The sequence below is a fragment of the Aquirufa avitistagni genome, assembly GCF_042715545.1.
Taxonomy (GTDB): domain Bacteria; phylum Bacteroidota; class Bacteroidia; order Cytophagales; family Spirosomataceae; genus Aquirufa; species Aquirufa avitistagni.
Map to the genome: position 1 here is coordinate 33,779 of NZ_JBBKXZ010000003.1, position 16,882 is coordinate 50,660.

Sequence of the window (16,882 nt, forward strand, 5' to 3'; positions counted from 1 at the left end):
GAGCCCTTTCGAGCTCGCTTTTTCTATAGTAGCCTAACTTAAAAATTACGCTCGCCTGCTTCTCTTTTACCTAAAAGTACAGCACCCACCATTGCTACGAAGAACAAGATCGAAACCAATTCAAATGGTAATAAATATTCTGAATATAAGATCTTACCTAAGTTTTCCACCATACCTGTTTGCGACGAAAAACCCACCGTATCTGCCGAAGGCACTGGCATGCTATTCTTGTGGAAAGCCGCAACGAAAATCACTAAAAGTACACCTGAAACAATAACACCGGCTAACTTAGTCAGGGATGATTTTGAGTCAGGTTTGTTCTTACGCAAGTCCAACATCATGATCACAAATAAGAATAAAACCATGATGGCACCTGCGTACACGATAATATTAACGGCCATTAAAAACTGGGCATTCAATAACACGTAGTGTCCAGAAATACAGAAAAATGTGAAAACCAAGTACAACACCGAGTGAATCGGGTTTTTGGCTAACACAACCATCAGGGCGCTAAGTAGCGTCAAGCCTGATAAAAAGTACCAAATATTTGAAATATCCATAGGGTTATTATTTCCAACCATCACGCAAATAGCGCTGATCCATTTTTTCAACTAATTTATCTTTGCCATAAATGACCTCGTCCCGCGTATTAAATACGGGTACCATCGTATCGTGGCGTAAGAAGATCGCTTCTTTAGGACAAGCCTCCTCGCACAAACCACAGAAGATGCAACGCAACATGTTGACCTCATACACCTTCGCATATTTCTCCTCACGATATAAGTTCTCCTCTCCTTTTTTGCGTTCTTCAGCTACCATGGAAATGGCTTCCGCCGGACATGCAACGGCACAAAGACCACAGGCTGTACACCGTTCTGCTCCTTGTTCGTCACGCTTCAAAATATGCTGTCCACGGTAAATAGGACCCAAATAACGCTGTTGCTCTGGATAACGAATCGTTACCGGCTTCGAGAAAAAGTGCTTCAAAGTCGTCGCCATTCCACCCACAATCGCAGGTAAATACATACGCTCTGCCAAGGTCATTTCACCTTGCTCGATTACCTTTGTTTTATTGCTTAATTTCATATACCTAAGCTATTTTTTTCTTTCTAAAGATCGCATCATTCAAGAATAAGCCTGCGATTAAAATCACAACCCCACCTACTCCCGCTAAAATCGGTTGGCCTATCAAAATACCAAATCCTGTTACCACCACATTAAACATAGACAATGGAATCAAACCTGTCCAGCCTAAACCCATCAATTGGTCATAACGGAAACGTGGAAGCGTCCAGCGCACCCACATAAATACAAACACAAATAACAATGCTTTGCCAATCAATGCACCCATGCCCACAAAAGCAGCCACCGTTGTGCCAAATTGTCCAGCGACAAATGCATATCCCGGATAGTCATATCCACCGAAAAACAACGTGGCCATAACCGCTCCCGAAATAAACATATTGATGTATTCCGCGAACAAGTAAAAACCTAGTTTCATCGACGAATATTCCGTGTGGTAACCACCGATCAACTCAGTCTCACACTCTGGCAAGTCAAATGGTGTACGATTACATTCCGCAAACGAACAAATCAAGAAGATTAAAAAGCCCAAAGGCTGTTGTAAAATATTCCAATGACCAGCTTGTTGGGTTTCTACAATGGTCTTCGTTGACAAAGAACCTGTCAACATCAAAATCGCGATGATAGACATACCCATCGCTAATTCATACGAAATGTTTTGCGAAGCTGCACGAATAGCACCCAAAAGCGAATACTTATTATTAGAGGCCCAACCTCCAATTAAGATTCCGTAAACTCCTAGAGATACGATTCCAAACACCCACAGAATACCAATGTTCACATCGATACCTTGCAAATCAAATGTTACACCTCCCACGGTTACCGTATCTCCGAAAGGGACAACGGCTGATGTCATGAGTGCAGTCAACATTGACAAGCATGGGCCTGCAATAAATAACCATTTATTGGAGTTGGCAGGAATAAAATCTTCCTTCATGAACATCTTCACCGCATCAGCTAAAGGCTGCAAAATACCAAAAGGACCCGCACGATCTGGACCGATACGATCCTGCATAAAGGCAGCGATCTTCCGCTCAAAATACGTTGAATAGGCCGCCACACCGAGGGTGATCGCAAAAACGATTCCTACAAAAATGGCTTTGGCCGTAAATACATCATTCAATAATTCCATAGCTTATTTCTTTGCGGGCAAAATTGATTTATTTTCTAAAAAGCTGCGATCGCGATTGTCATCGATTTGCTTGAAATCACGTGCTGCTTGAGCGATTGGAAACGCTGGGCGAATCATATTAGCTCCATATTTATTCGCTGAAATCACCGAATGTCTAGACACTTCCGTAGGTCCTTCAATCACCCAATCCGATGTTTTCTTCCGATCAAAACGACATGTGTTGCAAATGAATTCCTTCAATTCACCCCATTGATTCTTGCGACCCGTTACCCGAATCACCTCTTCTCCACGGTACCATAAGGTTACATTACCTGAACATTTGTCACAAGAACAATGAGCATCCATCGGCTTAGAGAACCAAACACGACTTTTAAAACGATACGTTTTATCTGTCAATGCGCCCACTGGACAAACATCAATCACGTTTCCTGAGAAATCATTATCAATTGCCTTCTCGATGTACGTACTAATTTCTGCATGATCGCCCCGGTTCATCACCCCATGCACACGGCCATCTGTGATCTGATCCGCTGTGTAGACACAACGGTAGCACAAGATGCAACGATTCATGTTTAGCTTGATGTTTTCACCTAGGTCCACCGGCTCGAAAGTATTGCGTTCTTCGACCGTACGGGTAGAAGAAACCCCGTGCTCGAAAGAGAAATCTTGCAAATGACACTCACCCGCTTGGTCACACACTGGACAGTCCAACGGATGATTTAATAATAAAAATTCAACAATTCCCTTGCGTGTTTCTAGCACGGCCTCATTCACCGTGTTTTCCACAATCATGCCATCTTGAACAGCTGTGATACATGCCGGAACTAATTTAGGCATCGGACGTGGATCCTTTTCAGAACCAGCCGTCACTTTGACTAAGCATGCACGACATTTGCCACCTGAACCTTGAAGCGGTTCATAGTAGCACATAGCTGGTGGCGCAACCTCAGGTCCGATCATTCGAGCGGCTTGCATGATGGTTGTTCCCGGTTCTACATCCAAGGTGATGTTATCAATCGTTACTTTCATAATCTATCATCTAACAGGTTCGCACCTGATGTTATTGCTCATTTAATTCCGAAAAACGCTGGATGAAATTCGTCGCCGAATACCCCAATGCCTTTTCCTTTAATTTCAATCCTAAGGCCTTTCGTTCTGCCAAAGGCCACGCTAAAACCATTTCTATTTTGTTGGCCGCATGCGCTTCATCCGTATACTCCACCAACAACTCAGGATGGGCTGCCAAAAAATCATTGACTCCACCCGCACCTTTAAATCCAATAATCGGCGTGGCCGCATACCCTGCTTCTAGCATCACCAGCGGAAATGGATCCTCCCGAGATGACAAGAAAAACAAGTCGGCCATATCGAAATACGGTTTTGGATCCGCTTGCGTCGGTACTAAATGCAAACGATTTTCCGTATCCCAGTTGGCCTTCTCAGCTTTCAAATCAGCTGAAAACGGCTCGTTTCCGACACCCACCCAGACCATGTGCAGGTCTGCATGTTTGGCGATCAATTGCTTGGCAACGCGCACAAAAATATCCGTTCCTTTGCGCCATTCCGCTAAACCACAACCGAAAACGACTGGGGCATTCGCCGGAATTCCTAGTGCTTTCCGCTGCTCTTGTCCACGATCCTGCTGTTGTTTAGGCAATTCCACAATAGGTGGCAAAATCGCCAAATTCCCCAGTGGAACCGAATACGTTTCCTGCAAGACTTGTTGGACCTGCGCTGAAACTGCATAAACGCGCCGACAATCATTTCTCAAAAATGCCATGTCTTCTTTCGAAGCATACATTTTTAGCGAAAAATCAAGCTCATGAATGTAGGCCTCAAAAGACGCATTCAACGGACGCAATTGCTGCATTAAACCCAAAGAAGCGACGGTATTACCCAAAATCAAATCAAATTTTTCACGCTGTAAACGCGCAATCAATCGCTTGATTTCAGCGATACTTGGTTCCCGATTTATCCGTTCCTCACGTTTGAGCAACGGTATTTTTTTTACCCATTTGGCAAATTGGCTAGGACCTTTCTCCCAAACCCAGACCTGAGCGTATTTTTGATACGTTTTTAGCAGCACACCCCCTCTTGCCAACAATAAATAGGGTTTATCCCCCCGAGCTGCCTCCGCTTTAATCCAATGTAAAAGTACTAATTGCGCACCTGCGCGGTTGGCATCATGACCCACAAATAAGACCTTGTTTGCCATGAAACTAACTTAGTTAGACCAACTAGCCCCTGGGCGCATGTACACCGCACCTGGTTTTGTTGCCTCTTCTGGGTGCGTAATATGCCATTCAAATTCATCTCTAAAGTGACGAATCGCCGCAGCCACTGGCCACGCCGCTGCATCCCCTAACGGGCAAATCGTGTTTCCTTCGATTTTCTTAGCTACGTCAACTAACAAATCGATGTCTTCACTTCTTCCTTTACCCGTTTCAATACGCTTGATTACCTTATCCATCCAGCCAGTACCTTCACGGCATGGGGAACATTGACCACATGACTCATGATGGTAAAAACGTGCAAAAGTTAAGGTATTATGTACGATGCAAGTTGTCTCATCCATCACAATGAATCCACCAGAACCTAACATGGTACCTGTCGCAAATCCACCTTCCGAAAGTGACTCATACGTCATTAGACGTTTCTCACCTGCATCGGTAGTTAATATATTATCTGCTGATAAAATAGGCACGGAAGATCCTCCTGCCACAACAGCCTTTAATTTATGTCCATCACGGATGCCTCCGCAATATTCGTCTGAGTAGATAAATTCCTCTACGGTAATTCCCAATGGAATTTCATAGACACCTGGTTTTTTGATATGACCTGATGCTGAGATTAATTTAGTTCCTGTACTTCTTCCTACTCCGATCGCCGCATACGCATCTCCACCGTTATTCACAATCCAAGAAGTTGCCGCAATAGATTCGACGTTATTCACGACCGTTGGGCATTGCCACAAACCTTTCACCGCTGGGAATGGTGGCTTATTACGTGGATTTCCACGCTTACCTTCCAATGATTCCAACAAAGCTGTTTCCTCACCACAGATATAAGCACCTCCACCTGGCTGCACAAAAAGGTCTAAATCATAGCCAGACCCTAAAATATTTTTTCCTAATAATCCTTTGTCATAAGCCTCTTGAATGGCTTTTTCGAGAATATTAATGACATACATTAACTCGCCACGCACATAGATGTAGGAAGTATTTGCTCCCAAAGCAAAGCTGGAAACGATCATTCCTTCGATCAATGTATGGGGAGATTTCCACATCAAATAATGATCCTTGAATGTACCTGGCTCTGACTCATCTGCATTGCAAACTAAGTAACGAGGCACACCTTCTGGCTTCGCCAAAAACGACCACTTCATACCCATCGGGAAACCTGCACCACCACGACCACGTAAACCTGACTTCTTTACCTCTTCCGTTACCTCATCCGGCGTCATCGTTTTGATCGCTTTCTCAACCGCCTTATACCCACCGTTTTTCATGAAAACGTCGATGGTCTCTATTCCTGGTACGTCAATATGTTGCGTTAATATCTTCATCCTCGGCTTATTTGCTTAATTCATCAATAATCTCATCCACTTTCTCATTCGTCAAATGCATGTAGTACTTCTCCCGAATTTGGAATACGGGACCCCAGCCGCAAGCAGCTAAACATTCCACTTCTTTGATCGTAAACTTCCCGTCTTTTGTCGTCTCGCCCGTTTGGATTCCCAAACGCTTTTTCAAGTGGTCATATACTTCAACACCACCCATGAGGCAACAAGGACCCGTCCGACAATACTCAATCACATGCTCGCCCACTGGCTCCAAGTGAAACATCGTATAGAAAGATGCGACCTCATATACTTCGATCGGGCTGATCGAAAGCAACGTTGCCACATAATCCATTACTTCCGGCGAGCACCATTTCCACTCCGCTTGCGCGAGGTGAAGGATGGGCAAAATGGCCGACTTCTGTTTCCCGTCCGGGTAACGTGCAATAATTTTTTTAATTAAATCCAGCGTTTCTGCTGGGAAAACAATGTTGCTCATGTCTTAAGTATCTAACTCTCCCGCAATAACATTCATAGATGACATCGTCACAATGGCATCCGATAAACTCGTTCCTTTGATCATCTCAGGGAACGCTTGGTAATAAATAAAGCCTGGTCGGCGGAATTTCAACCGATACGGCGTCCGTCCTCCATCTGAAACCAAATAGAAACCTAGCTCGCCATTTCCTCCCTCAACCGCGTGGTACACTTCACCTACTGGCGCATCGATTTCGCCCATCACAATTTTAAAGTGATAGATCAATGCTTCCATGTTGTGATATACATCCTGCTTTTCTGGCAAATAATAATGTGGCGCATCCGCGTGATACGGACCTGCAGGCAAATTATCCATGGCTTGTTGGATGATGCGTAAACTTTGCCACATCTCCTCTTCGCGCACTAAGAAACGATCATACGTATCGCCCTTCGTTCCTACGGGAACATCAAATTCGAAATCGTCATACGAAGAATATGGATTCATCGCACGCACGTCATAATCAACACCGGCAGCGCGCAAATTTGGCCCTGTAAATCCGTAGTTTAACGCACGCTCAGCGGAGATGCCACCCACGTTTTGCGTACGATCCATAAAGATTCGGTTACGCATCACTAAGCCTTCAAATTCCTTTAAGGCAGCTGGTAATTCTTTCAATAACTTCTGGATTTTCTCAATGGCCACAGGCGTAAAATCACGCTCCATACCACCAAAACGACCCATATTTGTAGTCAGACGTGCACCGCACATCTCCTCATAAATCTCATAAATAAATTCACGCCACTGGTACACATATAAGAAACCTGTTAAGGCTCCCGTGTCTACCGCAAGAATCGAATTACAAACAATGTGATCCGTTAAACGCGCTAATTCCATCATGATCACACGCATGTATTGCGCACGCTTAGGAACTTCAATGCCCAATAATTTCTCGACCGTCATGTGCCAGCCCATGTTGTTGATCGGTGCGGAACAATAGTTCATCCGGTCCGTCAGGGTGGTGATTTGGTAGAAAGGGCGACGCTCGGCGATTTTCTCGAAGGCGCGGTGAATATACCCCACCGTTTGCTCAGCATCCACAATCGTTTCTCCATCCATCGTTAAGATGTTTTGAAAAATTCCGTGTGTGGCAGGGTGCGTTGGACCTAAGTTTAGCGTAGATAATTCATTCACATAAGGTCCCCCTTTTTGTGTTTTATCAAGACCTACATTAGGATTATTTACTAAAGCTATTTCAGACATGTCTAGTTATTATCGTCCAAATAATTCATCAATTTTATCGTGACGCGTCGCATCCTCTAACGGATACTCTTTACGCATCGGATGGTAATCCATCTCATCCATATTCAGGATACGTGTCAAATTCGGGTGACCATCAAAAATGATCCCGTAAAAATCAAAGGCCTCACGTTCCATCCAATTTGCCGCAGCATATAAATCGGTGATCGTTGGGAAATGTGGTGCTTCAATCGGCGCATACGCCTTAATCCACAAACGCACATTATTCTCCAAACTGTGCAAGTGATAAATCACGCCAAGTTCTTGACCCTTCGCATCAGGGAAATGTATCCCGGCTAAGTCCGTTAAAAATTGGAATTTGAACGTTGGGTGTGCATATAAAAAGTGAATCATCGGCACGATGGTCTCCACCGTCGTAGTCACTTGTAAAATCCCATGCGATTCGCCTATGCCAAAAACAGCATCTGCTCCAAATTGAGCAAGTAGCGCATCTGTGATTTGTTGATTTTCCATGTTATTATTCAATACCGTATGAGGCCAGCAACGCCTTGTACTCAGGCTCGTTTCTGCGGCGTGTAGTTTCTTTTTTGGCTAATTCTTGGATTTGCATAAAGCCATCTAAGATTTGCTCGGGACGTGGAGGACAACCAGGTACGTATACGTCAACAGGTATAATCCGGTCAATTCCTTGCAATACGGAATAGGTATCAAAAATACCCCCTGAGCATGCACAGGCACCTACGGACAAAACCCAACGTGGTTCAGCCATCTGTAAATACACCTGCTTAACAACTGGAGCCATCTTTTTCGAAATGGTACCCATTACCATGAGTACATCGGCCTGACGTGCAGAAAAGCTCAAACGCTCCGCACCAAAACGGCCAATATCATAATGAGAAGCCATCGTGGACATAAACTCAATTCCACAACATGAAGTAGCAAAAGGTAGAGGCCAAAGGGAATTGGCACGAGCTAGGCCAACTAAACTATCCAAACTTGTTGCAAAAAAACCTGCTCCTTCTATTCCAGGAGGCGCTTCTGCGACGTTTACTGTTGATGAATCACTCATATTACTTAGTTATTGAACACTTAAAACAAACCCAAAACCGGATTGTTTATTTTTCCCACTTTAAAATTCCTTTTTTGATCACGTAGACAAAACCGGCCAATAGTAAGCCCATAAATACAAGCATATCGTAAAAGCCAGTCCACGACAATTCCTTGAAATTAACGGCCCACGGATACATAAATACAATTTCGATATCAAATAGGACGAACAAAATGGCTACTAGGAAATACTTAACGGAGATCGGTGTACGTGCATCACCTATTGACTCAATACCACACTCAAAGGTGTCATCTTTCTTAGCGGAATGTCTTTTCGGACCTAATGTATGTGTGGCTACCATGGTGGCAACAATGAAAGCTAAGGCCGCAAGTAATTGAACAAATATCGGAAGAAAGTCCTGTGGTTGATAGTTCATGAGTAAGGCTACAAAATTGAAGCCGCAATTTACTCACATAAATCTAAAAGAGAAGAATTTTTTTACAAAAATACATGGGTAAAAAGCCTAATTTTCAGGAGCGCATGATCTTTAAACTGAATTTTCTTTGGTATTGCTCAAAATCCGAAAAAAACCTGTAATTTTGTCCGGCAAATAAGAGTAGTTACACACTCCATTCATTTATTTGCTATGCTCGATTCCAACAAATTTCTTTTTGAGGCCTTAACGTACGATGACGTATTGTTACTGCCCGCGTATTCAGAGGTTTTACCTAGAGAGGTAAGTACTCAATCACGTTTGACGCGGAACATTTCATTAAATATTCCCATCGTTTCTGCGGCCATGGATACGGTGACAGAAGCAGCTCTTGCCATTGCATTAGCACAAGAGGGTGGGATTGGAATCATTCACAAAAACATGACCATTGATCAGCAGGCTGCGCAAGTACGTAAAGTGAAGCGTTCAGAGTCTGGCATGATCATTGATCCTGTTACCTTAAAAGACAATCAAACCTTAGGTGATGCCCAGCGCATCATGCGGGAATTCAAAATTGGAGGCATACCTGTCATAGACGACCATGGTCACTTGGTGGGGATTTTAACCAACCGTGATTTGCGTTTCCAAAAGCAAACGGCGCGTCCAGTCGCTGAGATCATGACGAAAGACAATTTGATTACGGCCAAAGAAGGAATCAGCATGGAAGAGGCCGAAAGCATTTTGCAAGAATACAAAATTGAAAAACTTCCAATCATTGACAAAAATGGAAAATTGATTGGATTGATTACCTATAAAGATATTTTAAAGCGCAAATCTCATCCCTTGGCATCTAAAGATTCCCTTGGACGTTTACGTGTGGGAGCTGCCGTGGGAGTTACTCCGGATTTGATCGATCGTGTTCAAGCATTAGTGCATGTGGGCGTGGACGTTATTTCGATTGACACAGCGCACGGACATTCAAAAGGGGTTATTGATGCCTTAAAATCTGTCAAGAAAGCATTTCCAAATCTAGATGTGATTGTGGGCAATATTGCTACCGGGGAAGCGGCCCTTGCTTTGGCGAAGGCAGGTGCGGATGCGGTCAAAGTAGGTGTGGGTCCAGGCAGTATTTGTACAACTCGTATAATTGCAGGCGTGGGTATGCCGCAGTTGACAGCTGTTTATGAGGCTGCCAAAGCGTTAGAAAAATATGATGTCCCAGTGATTGCGGATGGCGGAATTCGTTATTCGGGTGATGTGGCGAAAGCAATTGCCGGTGGCGCAAGCACGGTTATGATTGGTTCTCTATTAGCAGGAACGGATGAGGCTCCAGGTGAGATGATCATTTTGGAGGGACGTAAGTTTAAATCATACCGCGGCATGGGTTCTTTAGAAGCGATGGAGGATGGATCGAAAGATCGTTATTTCCAAGATGCGGAAGATGATATCAAAAAATTGGTTCCGGAAGGGATTGTGGGACGCGTTCCTTTCAAAGGTTCTGTGACTGAGATTTTATACCAAATGGTCGGCGGATTAAAAGCCGGCATGGGTTATTGCGGTGCTTCTTCTATTGAAGCCATGCAGCAAGCCAAATTTGTTAAAATCACATCTGCTGGGGTGAAAGAAAGTCATCCACATGATGTCAGCATTTCGAAGGAAGCTCCGAATTACTCGGTAAAATAAAATTTTACAGCTAATGAAAAAGACCTCGTTCATCGCGAGGCCTTTTTTTATGCTTGGTAATTTTGAATCGTATCTACGAAACACTTCACTTTATCAGGGTGAATATCTGGATAAACCCCATGACCTAAGTTGGCAATATACCGCTGCGTCCCAAATGCCTTTAACATTGCCTTGGTTTCTGCTTCTACCGTTTTGAAATCGCCGTAGAGCGCACATGGATCTAGGTTTCCTTGTAAGGTTTTATTTGGGCCAACTAATCTACGTGATTCTGCGATGTCCATATTCCAATCTAGGCCGATGGTTGCGCAGTTTAATTGGGCCATTTCTTCGCGAGCAAAAAAGGCTCCTTTGGCAAATAATGTGACAGGCACTTCTGAGATTGCATCACAAATTTGCTTGAGGTATGGCGTGGAAAACGCACTATATTGAGCTGGGGATAGGATTCCAGCCCATGAATCAAAGATCTGAAGTAAGTTGGCCCCTGCCCCCACCTGTGCTTTCAAATAGGCAATGGTTGAGTCGGTAATTTTCTGTAACAGGGCATGTGCTAAGGCAGGATCTGCGTATAGCATTTTTTTCGCTTGGGAGAATGTTTTCGAACCTTTGCCTTCGACCATGTAGCAAAAAATGGTAAAGGGTGCACCGGCAAAACCGATTAACGGGACACGTCCGGCTAATTCTTTTTTGACGATTTTGATGGCGTCCAACACATATTTCAAATCTTCTTCCGGATTTGCATCCCGAATTTTGGATAAGTCGGCCGCCGACCGAATCACCTCCGGAAACACAGGACCTTTTTGTTCTTCCATCAAATAGGGCAAACCCATCGCTTCTGGAACAACGAGGATATCGGAAAAGATAATGGCAGCATCTACACCAAACCGGTCAACCGGCTGAATCGTAACTTCCGCGGCCATTTCAGGATTCGTAGCTAGGCCGATAAATGACCCGGCTTTCGCACGTACTTCTCGGTATTCAGGTAAAATCCGTCCTGCTTGTCGCATCACCCAAACTGGGATACGTTCTACAGATAAGCCTTGCGCGGCACGAAGCAGGAGGTCGTTTTGAAGTTTTTCCATATCGAGCACAAAGGTAAAAGAAAATAGTCCGCAGGGAAAGAGTCCGGAGGAAAATAGTCCGAAGTCCGGAGGGGATTAGTCCGGAGGGAATGAGTCCGGAGGAAGTTAGTCCGGAGGGGATTAGTCCGAAGAGAAGCAGTGCGGAGTCCGGAGGGGGTTAGTCCGTAGACTTAAAGATACTTTACTTCGTTTCGGTTAAGAGATCGTGATAGACCATTTAACATTTTTGAGATTTCAATTAAGCTAACATTGCATTTAATATATTCCTCAGCGGAGACATAGTTAAGTTTAAATGACAAATAATTCATAGAACGTACTTCACTTGCGGAACCCAATGCTATAAACAAAAACCGCTTAAACTCTTTATCTGAGCTTCGATCAAATCCCTCAGCTATGTTATTTGCAATTGAAACTGATGCCCTTTGAATTTGATTTTTAAACCCCCAATCGTGATTCTTTTCAAATAGTTTATAAACCAAAATTGCCAAATCAATAGACTTTTGCCAAACTAGTAAATCTTCAAATTTAGAAACACGCATACGTTTATTTCTCAAACGATATATCTGCTTTCTATTGTATCAACAAACTGATATCCCTCCGGACTAACCCCCTCCGGACTTCGGACTATTTTCCTCCGGACTCTCTTCCTCCGGACTTCGGACTCATTCCCTTCGGACTCTCCCCCTCCGGACTTCGGACTCTCCCCCTCCGGACTAACCCCCTCCGGACTTCGGCCTTTTTTTCTTACCTTTGCCCCCACCATGGCCCAACTATCCGCGCGCTTTATTACAAGCAATACTGAATATAAATCTTGCCCACCGGCACGATTTCCCGAATTTGCGTTCATTGGACGGTCAAATGTGGGAAAATCTTCTTTGATCAACTCGCTAACCTTTCATAAAGGCTTAGCCAAAACTTCACAAACCCCAGGTAAAACACAACTCATCAATCACTTCATGATTGACGACAAATGGTACCTAGTCGATTTGCCCGGATACGGTTTCGCCAAAGTCAGCAAAGAAAAACGCCGCGACTTCGAGAAAATGATCTTTGATTATTTAATCAATCGGGAGAATTTAACCTGCTTATTTGTCTTATTAGACATTCGACTAAAACCACAGGCCGTTGACATTGAATTCATGAACCGGATGGTCGAACATGAGATCCCGTTTTATATTGTGTTTACGAAGGCCGACAAGCTCTCTCAAAAACAAGTGAATGAGAGCGTTGATGCCTACAAGAACTTCTTGCTTGAAAGCTGGGACGAACTTCCCGAAATCTTCATTACCTCGGCCGAAAAACACGTGGGTCGCGAAGGAATATTGGACAGCATAGATGAATTAATTAAATCATCTCCTTATAAAGTAGGGAAATCTTAATACTTTTGCCCCCATCATTAGCTAAACATACATGGAATTATTGAATGAAGTTGCCCATATCTCAGGTAAACCGGGATTATTTAAAGTGCTTAAGCCTACAAGAACTGGCGTAATCGTTGAAACCCTAGACGCCGCAAAACAAAAATCGGTCGTTAGCGGTCAAACACGTATCTCCGTTTTGAAAGACATCTCGCTTTATTTGGCAGATCACCAAGATAGCACACTTCCACTTTCGGATTTGTTTTTACAAATCCATGCTAAATTCAATGGAACACTTCCTTTGGAACCCAAAAAAGCAAACGATGCGGAGTTATACGCCGTTATCGCAGATGTAGTTCCTAATTATGACGCTGATCGCGTTTTCGCTTCAGACATCAAGAAAATCCTTAATTGGTACCTGATTTTATTCACATTTGTTCCAGAACTTTTCCCTGCCAAAGCTGCCAAAGCACCCAAAGCTGAAAAAGAAGAAAAGGAAGTGAAAGAAGTCAAAAAACCTGCCGCAAAAAAGGCTGATAAAAAAGCTAAGTAATCCCCGCACATGCAGGAGGCTATCCAAATACGAGCCATTGCCCCAGAAGACAATCGCGCACTCGCGCAGGTGATACGGACAGCATTGGCTGAATTTGGCGCAAATAAACCAGGAACGGTATATTTTGACCCAACAACAGATGCATTGTATGAACTTTTTCGTACGCCAGGCTCAATCTATTTTGTTGCGCTGGATGCAAACCAAGTTATTGGCGGATGTGGAATTTTCCCAACCGAAAACTTACCAGAAGGCACCTGCGAACTAGTTAAATTATACGTAAACCAATCCGCGCGCGGCAAAGGATTAGGCAAATTATTACTAGAAAAATCGATGCATTGGGCAAAAATAAATGGATATACCCAGGTCTATTTGGAATCTATGCCCGAACTGTCTAAAGCAGTTTCCATCTATGAAAAATTGGGATTCAAGAATCTCCCAGGGCCATTAGGCAATAGCGGACATGATGGATGCGACATCTGGATGCTCAAAACCTTATAAAAAAAGACCTCGAGGCGATTCGAGGTCTTTTTATTTATATGCGTTAGTCGCTTATTTTAACGAATTGATATACTTCGCTAATTTAACCGCATCTTCCTTCGGAACATTGGTCATTGGCGCCATCGGTGGGTAACCCGGCCAGTTAGATGGCTGTGGTTTTGCAATTAAAGCAACGATTTTGTCCACGGAGTATTTCTTTTTTGCCACGTCCTTATAAGCAGGGCCCACTAAGCGTGCATCCACTTTGTGACAAGCAAAACACGTATATTTTTGCATTAATGGCTTAATATCAGCCGGAAAATCTTCCGCTTTCGCTTCGAAACCAAATGCAGCCGCAGCTAACGCCACAGACATAATTAATTTAGAGTAAGTTTTCATATAGTATAATTCGTTAAACGATTTGGCCCAAGCCATAAAATAAATTCAGTCGATGTATTAAGTCCTGCAAATTAATAGATTAAATCTAAATTGCTATCCCTTTTTCACAGAATCCACGGCATTTCGTACACTTCCATGGGTTTCAAGTAAATTAGCCGCAACTTCTTCCGTCACACCCGTCGCCTCACAAACCATCCGAATCGCCCGCAACACTAATTTGTGATTGCTCAATTGCATATCCACCATCTTATTTCCACGCACCTTGCCCAACCGAATCATCACCGTGGTAGAGATCATATTCAAGACCAATTTCTGGGCCGTACCCGACTTCATGCGCGTACTTCCTGTAACATATTCAGGACCGACCAACACCTCAACAGGGTAATTAGCCTCCGCCGCAATTACACTTCCGCCATTGCAAACGATACATCCTGTGAGTATGCCGCGTGAATTGGCCGCTTTTAATCCACCCACTACATAAGGCGTCCGACCAGAAGCCGCGATGCCAATCACCGTATCCAATGGACCAATACCAAAGGCTTCCATATCTTTCCACGCCTGATTCGGATCATCCTCCGCATTCTCAACCGCCTTACGAATCGCTCCATCCCCACCAGCAATTATACCAATCACTAAATCAAATGGCACACCATAAGTTGGCGGACATTCCGAGGCATCCACTACACCTAGTCTACCCGAAGTTCCCGCACCGATGTAAAACAAACGGCCACCTTGTTCCATGCGAGGAACAATTTGATTCACCAACGCCTCAATGGCCGGAATGACTTTTTCAACCGCAAGCGGCACCGTTTTATCTTCTGCATTCATTTGGCGCAACAGTGTGTCCACCGATTGCTTATCTAGATCCTCATAATGAGAAGCCGATTCTGTTGCCAATAAAGTTAAGTTTTCAGCCATTCCTTAGTTTGATAATTTTGCCAAATTGGCAAAGAAATGTGGTATAGTTTCAATCCCTTTATAAAAATTAAACAAGCCATAATGCTCATTAGGGGAATGTATCGCATCGGTATCTAAGCCAAATCCCATCAAAATCGACTTCACGCCTAATTCTTTCTCAAACAAGGCTACAATAGGAATACTTCCTCCGCCGCGCGTCGGAACGGGCTCTTTCCCAAACGTAGTCGCTAAGGCATCAGAAGCCGCTTGAAACGCAATACTATCGGTTGGCATTAAATAAGCCTCCCCACCATGATGCGCTTTAACGGTTACTTTCACACCCTTCGGCGCGATAGATTTAAAATGCTCGGTAAACAAACGTGTAATTTCATCTGAACTTTGATTTGGTACTAAACGCATGGATATTTTGGCAAAGGCCATCGAAGGTAAAACCGTCTTAGCCCCTTCTCCAGTATACCCACCCCAAATGCCATTGACATCTAGCGTAGGCCGAATCGAAGCTCGCTCAATCGTCGAATATCCCTTTTCACCATAGACAGTCTGAATGCCTAAATCTTTCTGGTATGCATCTAAATCAAATGGTGTTTGCGCCATAGCCGCGCGATCAGCTGCACTCAACTCCAATACTCCGTCGTAAAATCCTGGAATCGTAATGTGATTAAATTCATCGTGCAACGAGGCGATCATTTGGCATAATATATTGATAGGATTCGCAACCGCTCCTCCATATACGCCAGAATGCAAATCACGATTAGGTCCTTGAACTGAGACCTCCATATAACTCAAACCACGTAAACCCACATCGATCGACGGGGTGTCATTGGCAATAATAGCTGTATCTGAAATCAAAATGACATCTGATGCGAGTAACTCTTTGTTTGATGCCACAAAATGTCCCAGGTTATCTGACCCCACTTCCTCTTCTCCCTCAATCATAAACTTAACATTGCAGGTTAATTCCCCGCTCGCATGCATGGCTTCAAACGCTTTAATATGCATAAATACTTGCCCCTTGTCATCGCAGGCACCACGCGCAAAAATTTTCCCATCCTTCACAATCGGATCAAACGGTGGATTATCCCACAAATCCAATGGATCTGCTGGCTGCACATCATAGTGTCCATAAACTAAAATAGTAGGTGCGGAAGGGTCAATCATTTTCTCACCATAGACAATAGGAAAACCTGCTGTCTCTTCAAGTCGCACGTGATCCGCACCTGCTTTGCGTAAACTTTCAGCGACCCATTCGGCCGTTTGACGCACGGAACCTGCATAGGCAGGATCAGCAGAAATGGAAGGGATGCGTAATAATTCGAATAATTCTGCCAAAAAACGATCTTGATTGGCCTCTATAAACGCTTGCGTATTTTTCATGTGTTGTCGGCGGAATCGAATGTAAATTCCATCAACAAATATAAAAAAATA

General features: G+C 43.8%; 20 protein-coding genes. 4 read left to right on the forward strand and 16 right to left on the reverse strand.

Going from position 1 to position 16,882, the window contains the following annotated elements; all coding sequences use genetic code 11:
- Positions 1 to 38 precede the first annotated feature (38 nt).
- The 11 genes from U0R10_RS08555 to U0R10_RS08605 are packed head-to-tail and all read right to left on the reverse strand — an operon-like array spanning position 39 to position 8,993.
- Positions 39 to 560 (reverse strand): NADH-quinone oxidoreductase subunit J family protein, encoded by a 522-nt coding sequence (locus U0R10_RS08555; protein WP_377983552.1) that lies wholly within the window; start codon positions 558 to 560, stop codon positions 39 to 41.
- 7 nt (positions 561 to 567) lie between these two features.
- Positions 568 to 1,086, reverse strand: coding sequence for a NuoI/complex I 23 kDa subunit family protein (locus U0R10_RS08560; protein WP_377983553.1), 519 nt, complete (start codon positions 1,084 to 1,086; stop codon positions 568 to 570).
- A gap of 4 nt (positions 1,087 to 1,090) precedes the next feature.
- Positions 1,091 to 2,215, reverse strand: a complete 1,125-nt coding sequence (nuoH, locus tag U0R10_RS08565; protein ID WP_377983554.1) for an NADH-quinone oxidoreductase subunit NuoH — start codon at positions 2,213 to 2,215, stop codon at positions 1,091 to 1,093.
- 3 nt (positions 2,216 to 2,218) lie between these two features.
- The gene (locus U0R10_RS08570) at positions 2,219 to 3,244 is read right to left on the reverse strand and encodes an NADH-quinone oxidoreductase subunit G (RefSeq protein ID WP_377983555.1); all 1,026 of its coding nucleotides are present in this window, start codon (positions 3,242 to 3,244) and stop codon (positions 2,219 to 2,221) included.
- A gap of 31 nt (positions 3,245 to 3,275) precedes the next feature.
- On the reverse strand, positions 3,276 to 4,430 hold the full coding sequence (locus U0R10_RS08575; protein WP_377983556.1) for a glycosyltransferase: 1,155 nt from the start codon (positions 4,428 to 4,430) through the stop codon (positions 3,276 to 3,278).
- 9 nt (positions 4,431 to 4,439) lie between these two features.
- Positions 4,440 to 5,780, reverse strand: a complete 1,341-nt coding sequence (nuoF, locus tag U0R10_RS08580) for an NADH-quinone oxidoreductase subunit NuoF (RefSeq protein ID WP_377983557.1) — start codon at positions 5,778 to 5,780, stop codon at positions 4,440 to 4,442.
- A gap of 7 nt (positions 5,781 to 5,787) precedes the next feature.
- Positions 5,788 to 6,273: an NADH-quinone oxidoreductase subunit NuoE family protein gene (locus tag U0R10_RS08585; RefSeq protein ID WP_377983558.1), complete on the reverse strand. Its 486-nt coding sequence runs from the start codon at positions 6,271 to 6,273 to the stop codon at positions 5,788 to 5,790.
- Positions 6,274 to 6,276: 3 nt separating this feature from the next.
- A complete protein-coding gene (locus U0R10_RS08590) occupies positions 6,277 to 7,512 on the reverse strand; it encodes an NADH-quinone oxidoreductase subunit D (RefSeq protein ID WP_377983559.1) in 1,236 nt (411 codons plus the stop codon).
- A 9-nt stretch (positions 7,513 to 7,521) separates the two neighbouring features.
- A complete protein-coding gene (locus tag U0R10_RS08595; protein WP_377983560.1) occupies positions 7,522 to 8,022 on the reverse strand; it encodes an NADH-quinone oxidoreductase subunit C in 501 nt (166 codons plus the stop codon).
- Positions 8,023 to 8,026: 4 nt separating this feature from the next.
- Positions 8,027 to 8,578 carry an NADH-quinone oxidoreductase subunit B gene (locus U0R10_RS08600; RefSeq protein ID WP_377983561.1) on the reverse strand — a complete coding sequence of 184 codons (552 nt, stop codon included), beginning with the start codon at positions 8,576 to 8,578 and terminating at the stop codon, positions 8,027 to 8,029.
- A 46-nt stretch (positions 8,579 to 8,624) separates the two neighbouring features.
- Positions 8,625 to 8,993 (reverse strand): NADH-quinone oxidoreductase subunit A, encoded by a 369-nt coding sequence (locus tag U0R10_RS08605; protein ID WP_377983562.1) that lies wholly within the window; start codon positions 8,991 to 8,993, stop codon positions 8,625 to 8,627.
- A 210-nt stretch (positions 8,994 to 9,203) separates the two neighbouring features.
- Between U0R10_RS08605 and guaB the strand changes: the two genes are divergently transcribed.
- Positions 9,204 to 10,673 carry an IMP dehydrogenase gene (guaB, locus tag U0R10_RS08610; protein ID WP_377983563.1) on the forward strand — a complete coding sequence of 490 codons (1,470 nt, stop codon included), beginning with the start codon at positions 9,204 to 9,206 and terminating at the stop codon, positions 10,671 to 10,673.
- 47 nt (positions 10,674 to 10,720) lie between these two features.
- Here the strand turns inward: guaB and hemE are convergent, their stop codons facing one another.
- Both hemE and U0R10_RS08620 read right to left on the reverse strand, forming a co-directional pair.
- Entirely contained in the window at positions 10,721 to 11,752 is a 1,032-nt protein-coding gene (hemE, locus tag U0R10_RS08615; protein ID WP_377983564.1) for a uroporphyrinogen decarboxylase, read from the reverse strand.
- Positions 11,753 to 11,922: 170 nt separating this feature from the next.
- Positions 11,923 to 12,291 carry a four helix bundle protein gene (locus U0R10_RS08620; RefSeq protein ID WP_377983565.1) on the reverse strand — a complete coding sequence of 123 codons (369 nt, stop codon included), beginning with the start codon at positions 12,289 to 12,291 and terminating at the stop codon, positions 11,923 to 11,925.
- Positions 12,292 to 12,513: 222 nt separating this feature from the next.
- Here U0R10_RS08620 and yihA point away from each other — a divergent pair, with 222 nt between their 5' ends.
- The 3 genes from yihA to U0R10_RS08635 are packed head-to-tail and all read left to right on the forward strand — an operon-like array spanning position 12,514 to position 14,161.
- A complete protein-coding gene (gene yihA / locus U0R10_RS08625; RefSeq protein WP_377983566.1) occupies positions 12,514 to 13,131 on the forward strand; it encodes a ribosome biogenesis GTP-binding protein YihA/YsxC in 618 nt (205 codons plus the stop codon).
- A 31-nt stretch (positions 13,132 to 13,162) separates the two neighbouring features.
- Positions 13,163 to 13,663, forward strand: a complete 501-nt coding sequence (locus U0R10_RS08630) for a DUF5606 family protein (RefSeq protein ID WP_377983567.1) — start codon at positions 13,163 to 13,165, stop codon at positions 13,661 to 13,663.
- Between the two features lie 9 nt (positions 13,664 to 13,672).
- Complete coding sequence (locus tag U0R10_RS08635) at positions 13,673 to 14,161, forward strand: GNAT family N-acetyltransferase (RefSeq protein ID WP_377983568.1); 489 nt, start codon at positions 13,673 to 13,675, stop codon at positions 14,159 to 14,161.
- Between the two features lie 51 nt (positions 14,162 to 14,212).
- On the opposite strand, the gene U0R10_RS08640 is transcribed toward U0R10_RS08635, so the two are convergent.
- From U0R10_RS08640 to U0R10_RS08650, 3 genes are all read right to left on the reverse strand, one after another.
- Positions 14,213 to 14,539, reverse strand: a complete 327-nt coding sequence (locus tag U0R10_RS08640; RefSeq protein WP_377983569.1) for a c-type cytochrome — start codon at positions 14,537 to 14,539, stop codon at positions 14,213 to 14,215.
- A gap of 93 nt (positions 14,540 to 14,632) precedes the next feature.
- Positions 14,633 to 15,457 carry an N-acetylmuramic acid 6-phosphate etherase gene (murQ, locus tag U0R10_RS08645; protein ID WP_377983570.1) on the reverse strand — a complete coding sequence of 275 codons (825 nt, stop codon included), beginning with the start codon at positions 15,455 to 15,457 and terminating at the stop codon, positions 14,633 to 14,635.
- 3 nt (positions 15,458 to 15,460) lie between these two features.
- The gene (locus U0R10_RS08650; RefSeq protein ID WP_377983571.1) at positions 15,461 to 16,831 is read right to left on the reverse strand and encodes a dipeptidase; all 1,371 of its coding nucleotides are present in this window, start codon (positions 16,829 to 16,831) and stop codon (positions 15,461 to 15,463) included.
- Positions 16,832 to 16,882: the final 51 nt, after the last annotated feature.

Excerpts from the sequence above, each read along its gene's own strand:
- U0R10_RS08555 (WP_377983552.1), bottom strand. The coding sequence starts at position 560 with ATGGATATTTCAAATATTTGGTACTTTTTATCAGGCTTGACGCTACTT.
- U0R10_RS08560 (WP_377983553.1), bottom strand. The coding sequence starts at position 1,086 with ATGAAATTAAGCAATAAAACAAAGGTAATCGAGCAAGGTGAAATGACC.
- nuoH (WP_377983554.1), bottom strand. The coding sequence starts at position 2,215 with ATGGAATTATTGAATGATGTATTTACGGCCAAAGCCATTTTTGTAGGA.
- U0R10_RS08570 (WP_377983555.1), bottom strand. The coding sequence starts at position 3,244 with ATGAAAGTAACGATTGATAACATCACCTTGGATGTAGAACCGGGAACA.
- U0R10_RS08575 (WP_377983556.1), bottom strand. The coding sequence starts at position 4,430 with ATGGCAAACAAGGTCTTATTTGTGGGTCATGATGCCAACCGCGCAGGT.
- nuoF (WP_377983557.1), bottom strand. The coding sequence starts at position 5,780 with ATGAAGATATTAACGCAACATATTGACGTACCAGGAATAGAGACCATC.
- U0R10_RS08585 (WP_377983558.1), bottom strand. The coding sequence starts at position 6,273 with ATGAGCAACATTGTTTTCCCAGCAGAAACGCTGGATTTAATTAAAAAA.
- U0R10_RS08590 (WP_377983559.1), bottom strand. The coding sequence starts at position 7,512 with ATGTCTGAAATAGCTTTAGTAAATAATCCTAATGTAGGTCTTGATAAA.
- U0R10_RS08595 (WP_377983560.1), bottom strand. The coding sequence starts at position 8,022 with ATGGAAAATCAACAAATCACAGATGCGCTACTTGCTCAATTTGGAGCA.
- U0R10_RS08600 (WP_377983561.1), bottom strand. The coding sequence starts at position 8,578 with ATGAGTGATTCATCAACAGTAAACGTCGCAGAAGCGCCTCCTGGAATA.
- U0R10_RS08605 (WP_377983562.1), bottom strand. The coding sequence starts at position 8,993 with ATGAACTATCAACCACAGGACTTTCTTCCGATATTTGTTCAATTACTT.
- guaB (WP_377983563.1), top strand. The coding sequence starts at position 9,204 with ATGCTCGATTCCAACAAATTTCTTTTTGAGGCCTTAACGTACGATGAC.
- hemE (WP_377983564.1), bottom strand. The coding sequence starts at position 11,752 with ATGGAAAAACTTCAAAACGACCTCCTGCTTCGTGCCGCGCAAGGCTTA.
- U0R10_RS08620 (WP_377983565.1), bottom strand. The coding sequence starts at position 12,291 with ATGCGTGTTTCTAAATTTGAAGATTTACTAGTTTGGCAAAAGTCTATT.
- yihA (WP_377983566.1), top strand. The coding sequence starts at position 12,514 with ATGGCCCAACTATCCGCGCGCTTTATTACAAGCAATACTGAATATAAA.
- U0R10_RS08630 (WP_377983567.1), top strand. The coding sequence starts at position 13,163 with ATGGAATTATTGAATGAAGTTGCCCATATCTCAGGTAAACCGGGATTA.
- U0R10_RS08635 (WP_377983568.1), top strand. The coding sequence starts at position 13,673 with ATGCAGGAGGCTATCCAAATACGAGCCATTGCCCCAGAAGACAATCGC.
- U0R10_RS08640 (WP_377983569.1), bottom strand. The coding sequence starts at position 14,539 with ATGAAAACTTACTCTAAATTAATTATGTCTGTGGCGTTAGCTGCGGCT.
- murQ (WP_377983570.1), bottom strand. The coding sequence starts at position 15,457 with ATGGCTGAAAACTTAACTTTATTGGCAACAGAATCGGCTTCTCATTAT.
- U0R10_RS08650 (WP_377983571.1), bottom strand. The coding sequence starts at position 16,831 with ATGAAAAATACGCAAGCGTTTATAGAGGCCAATCAAGATCGTTTTTTG.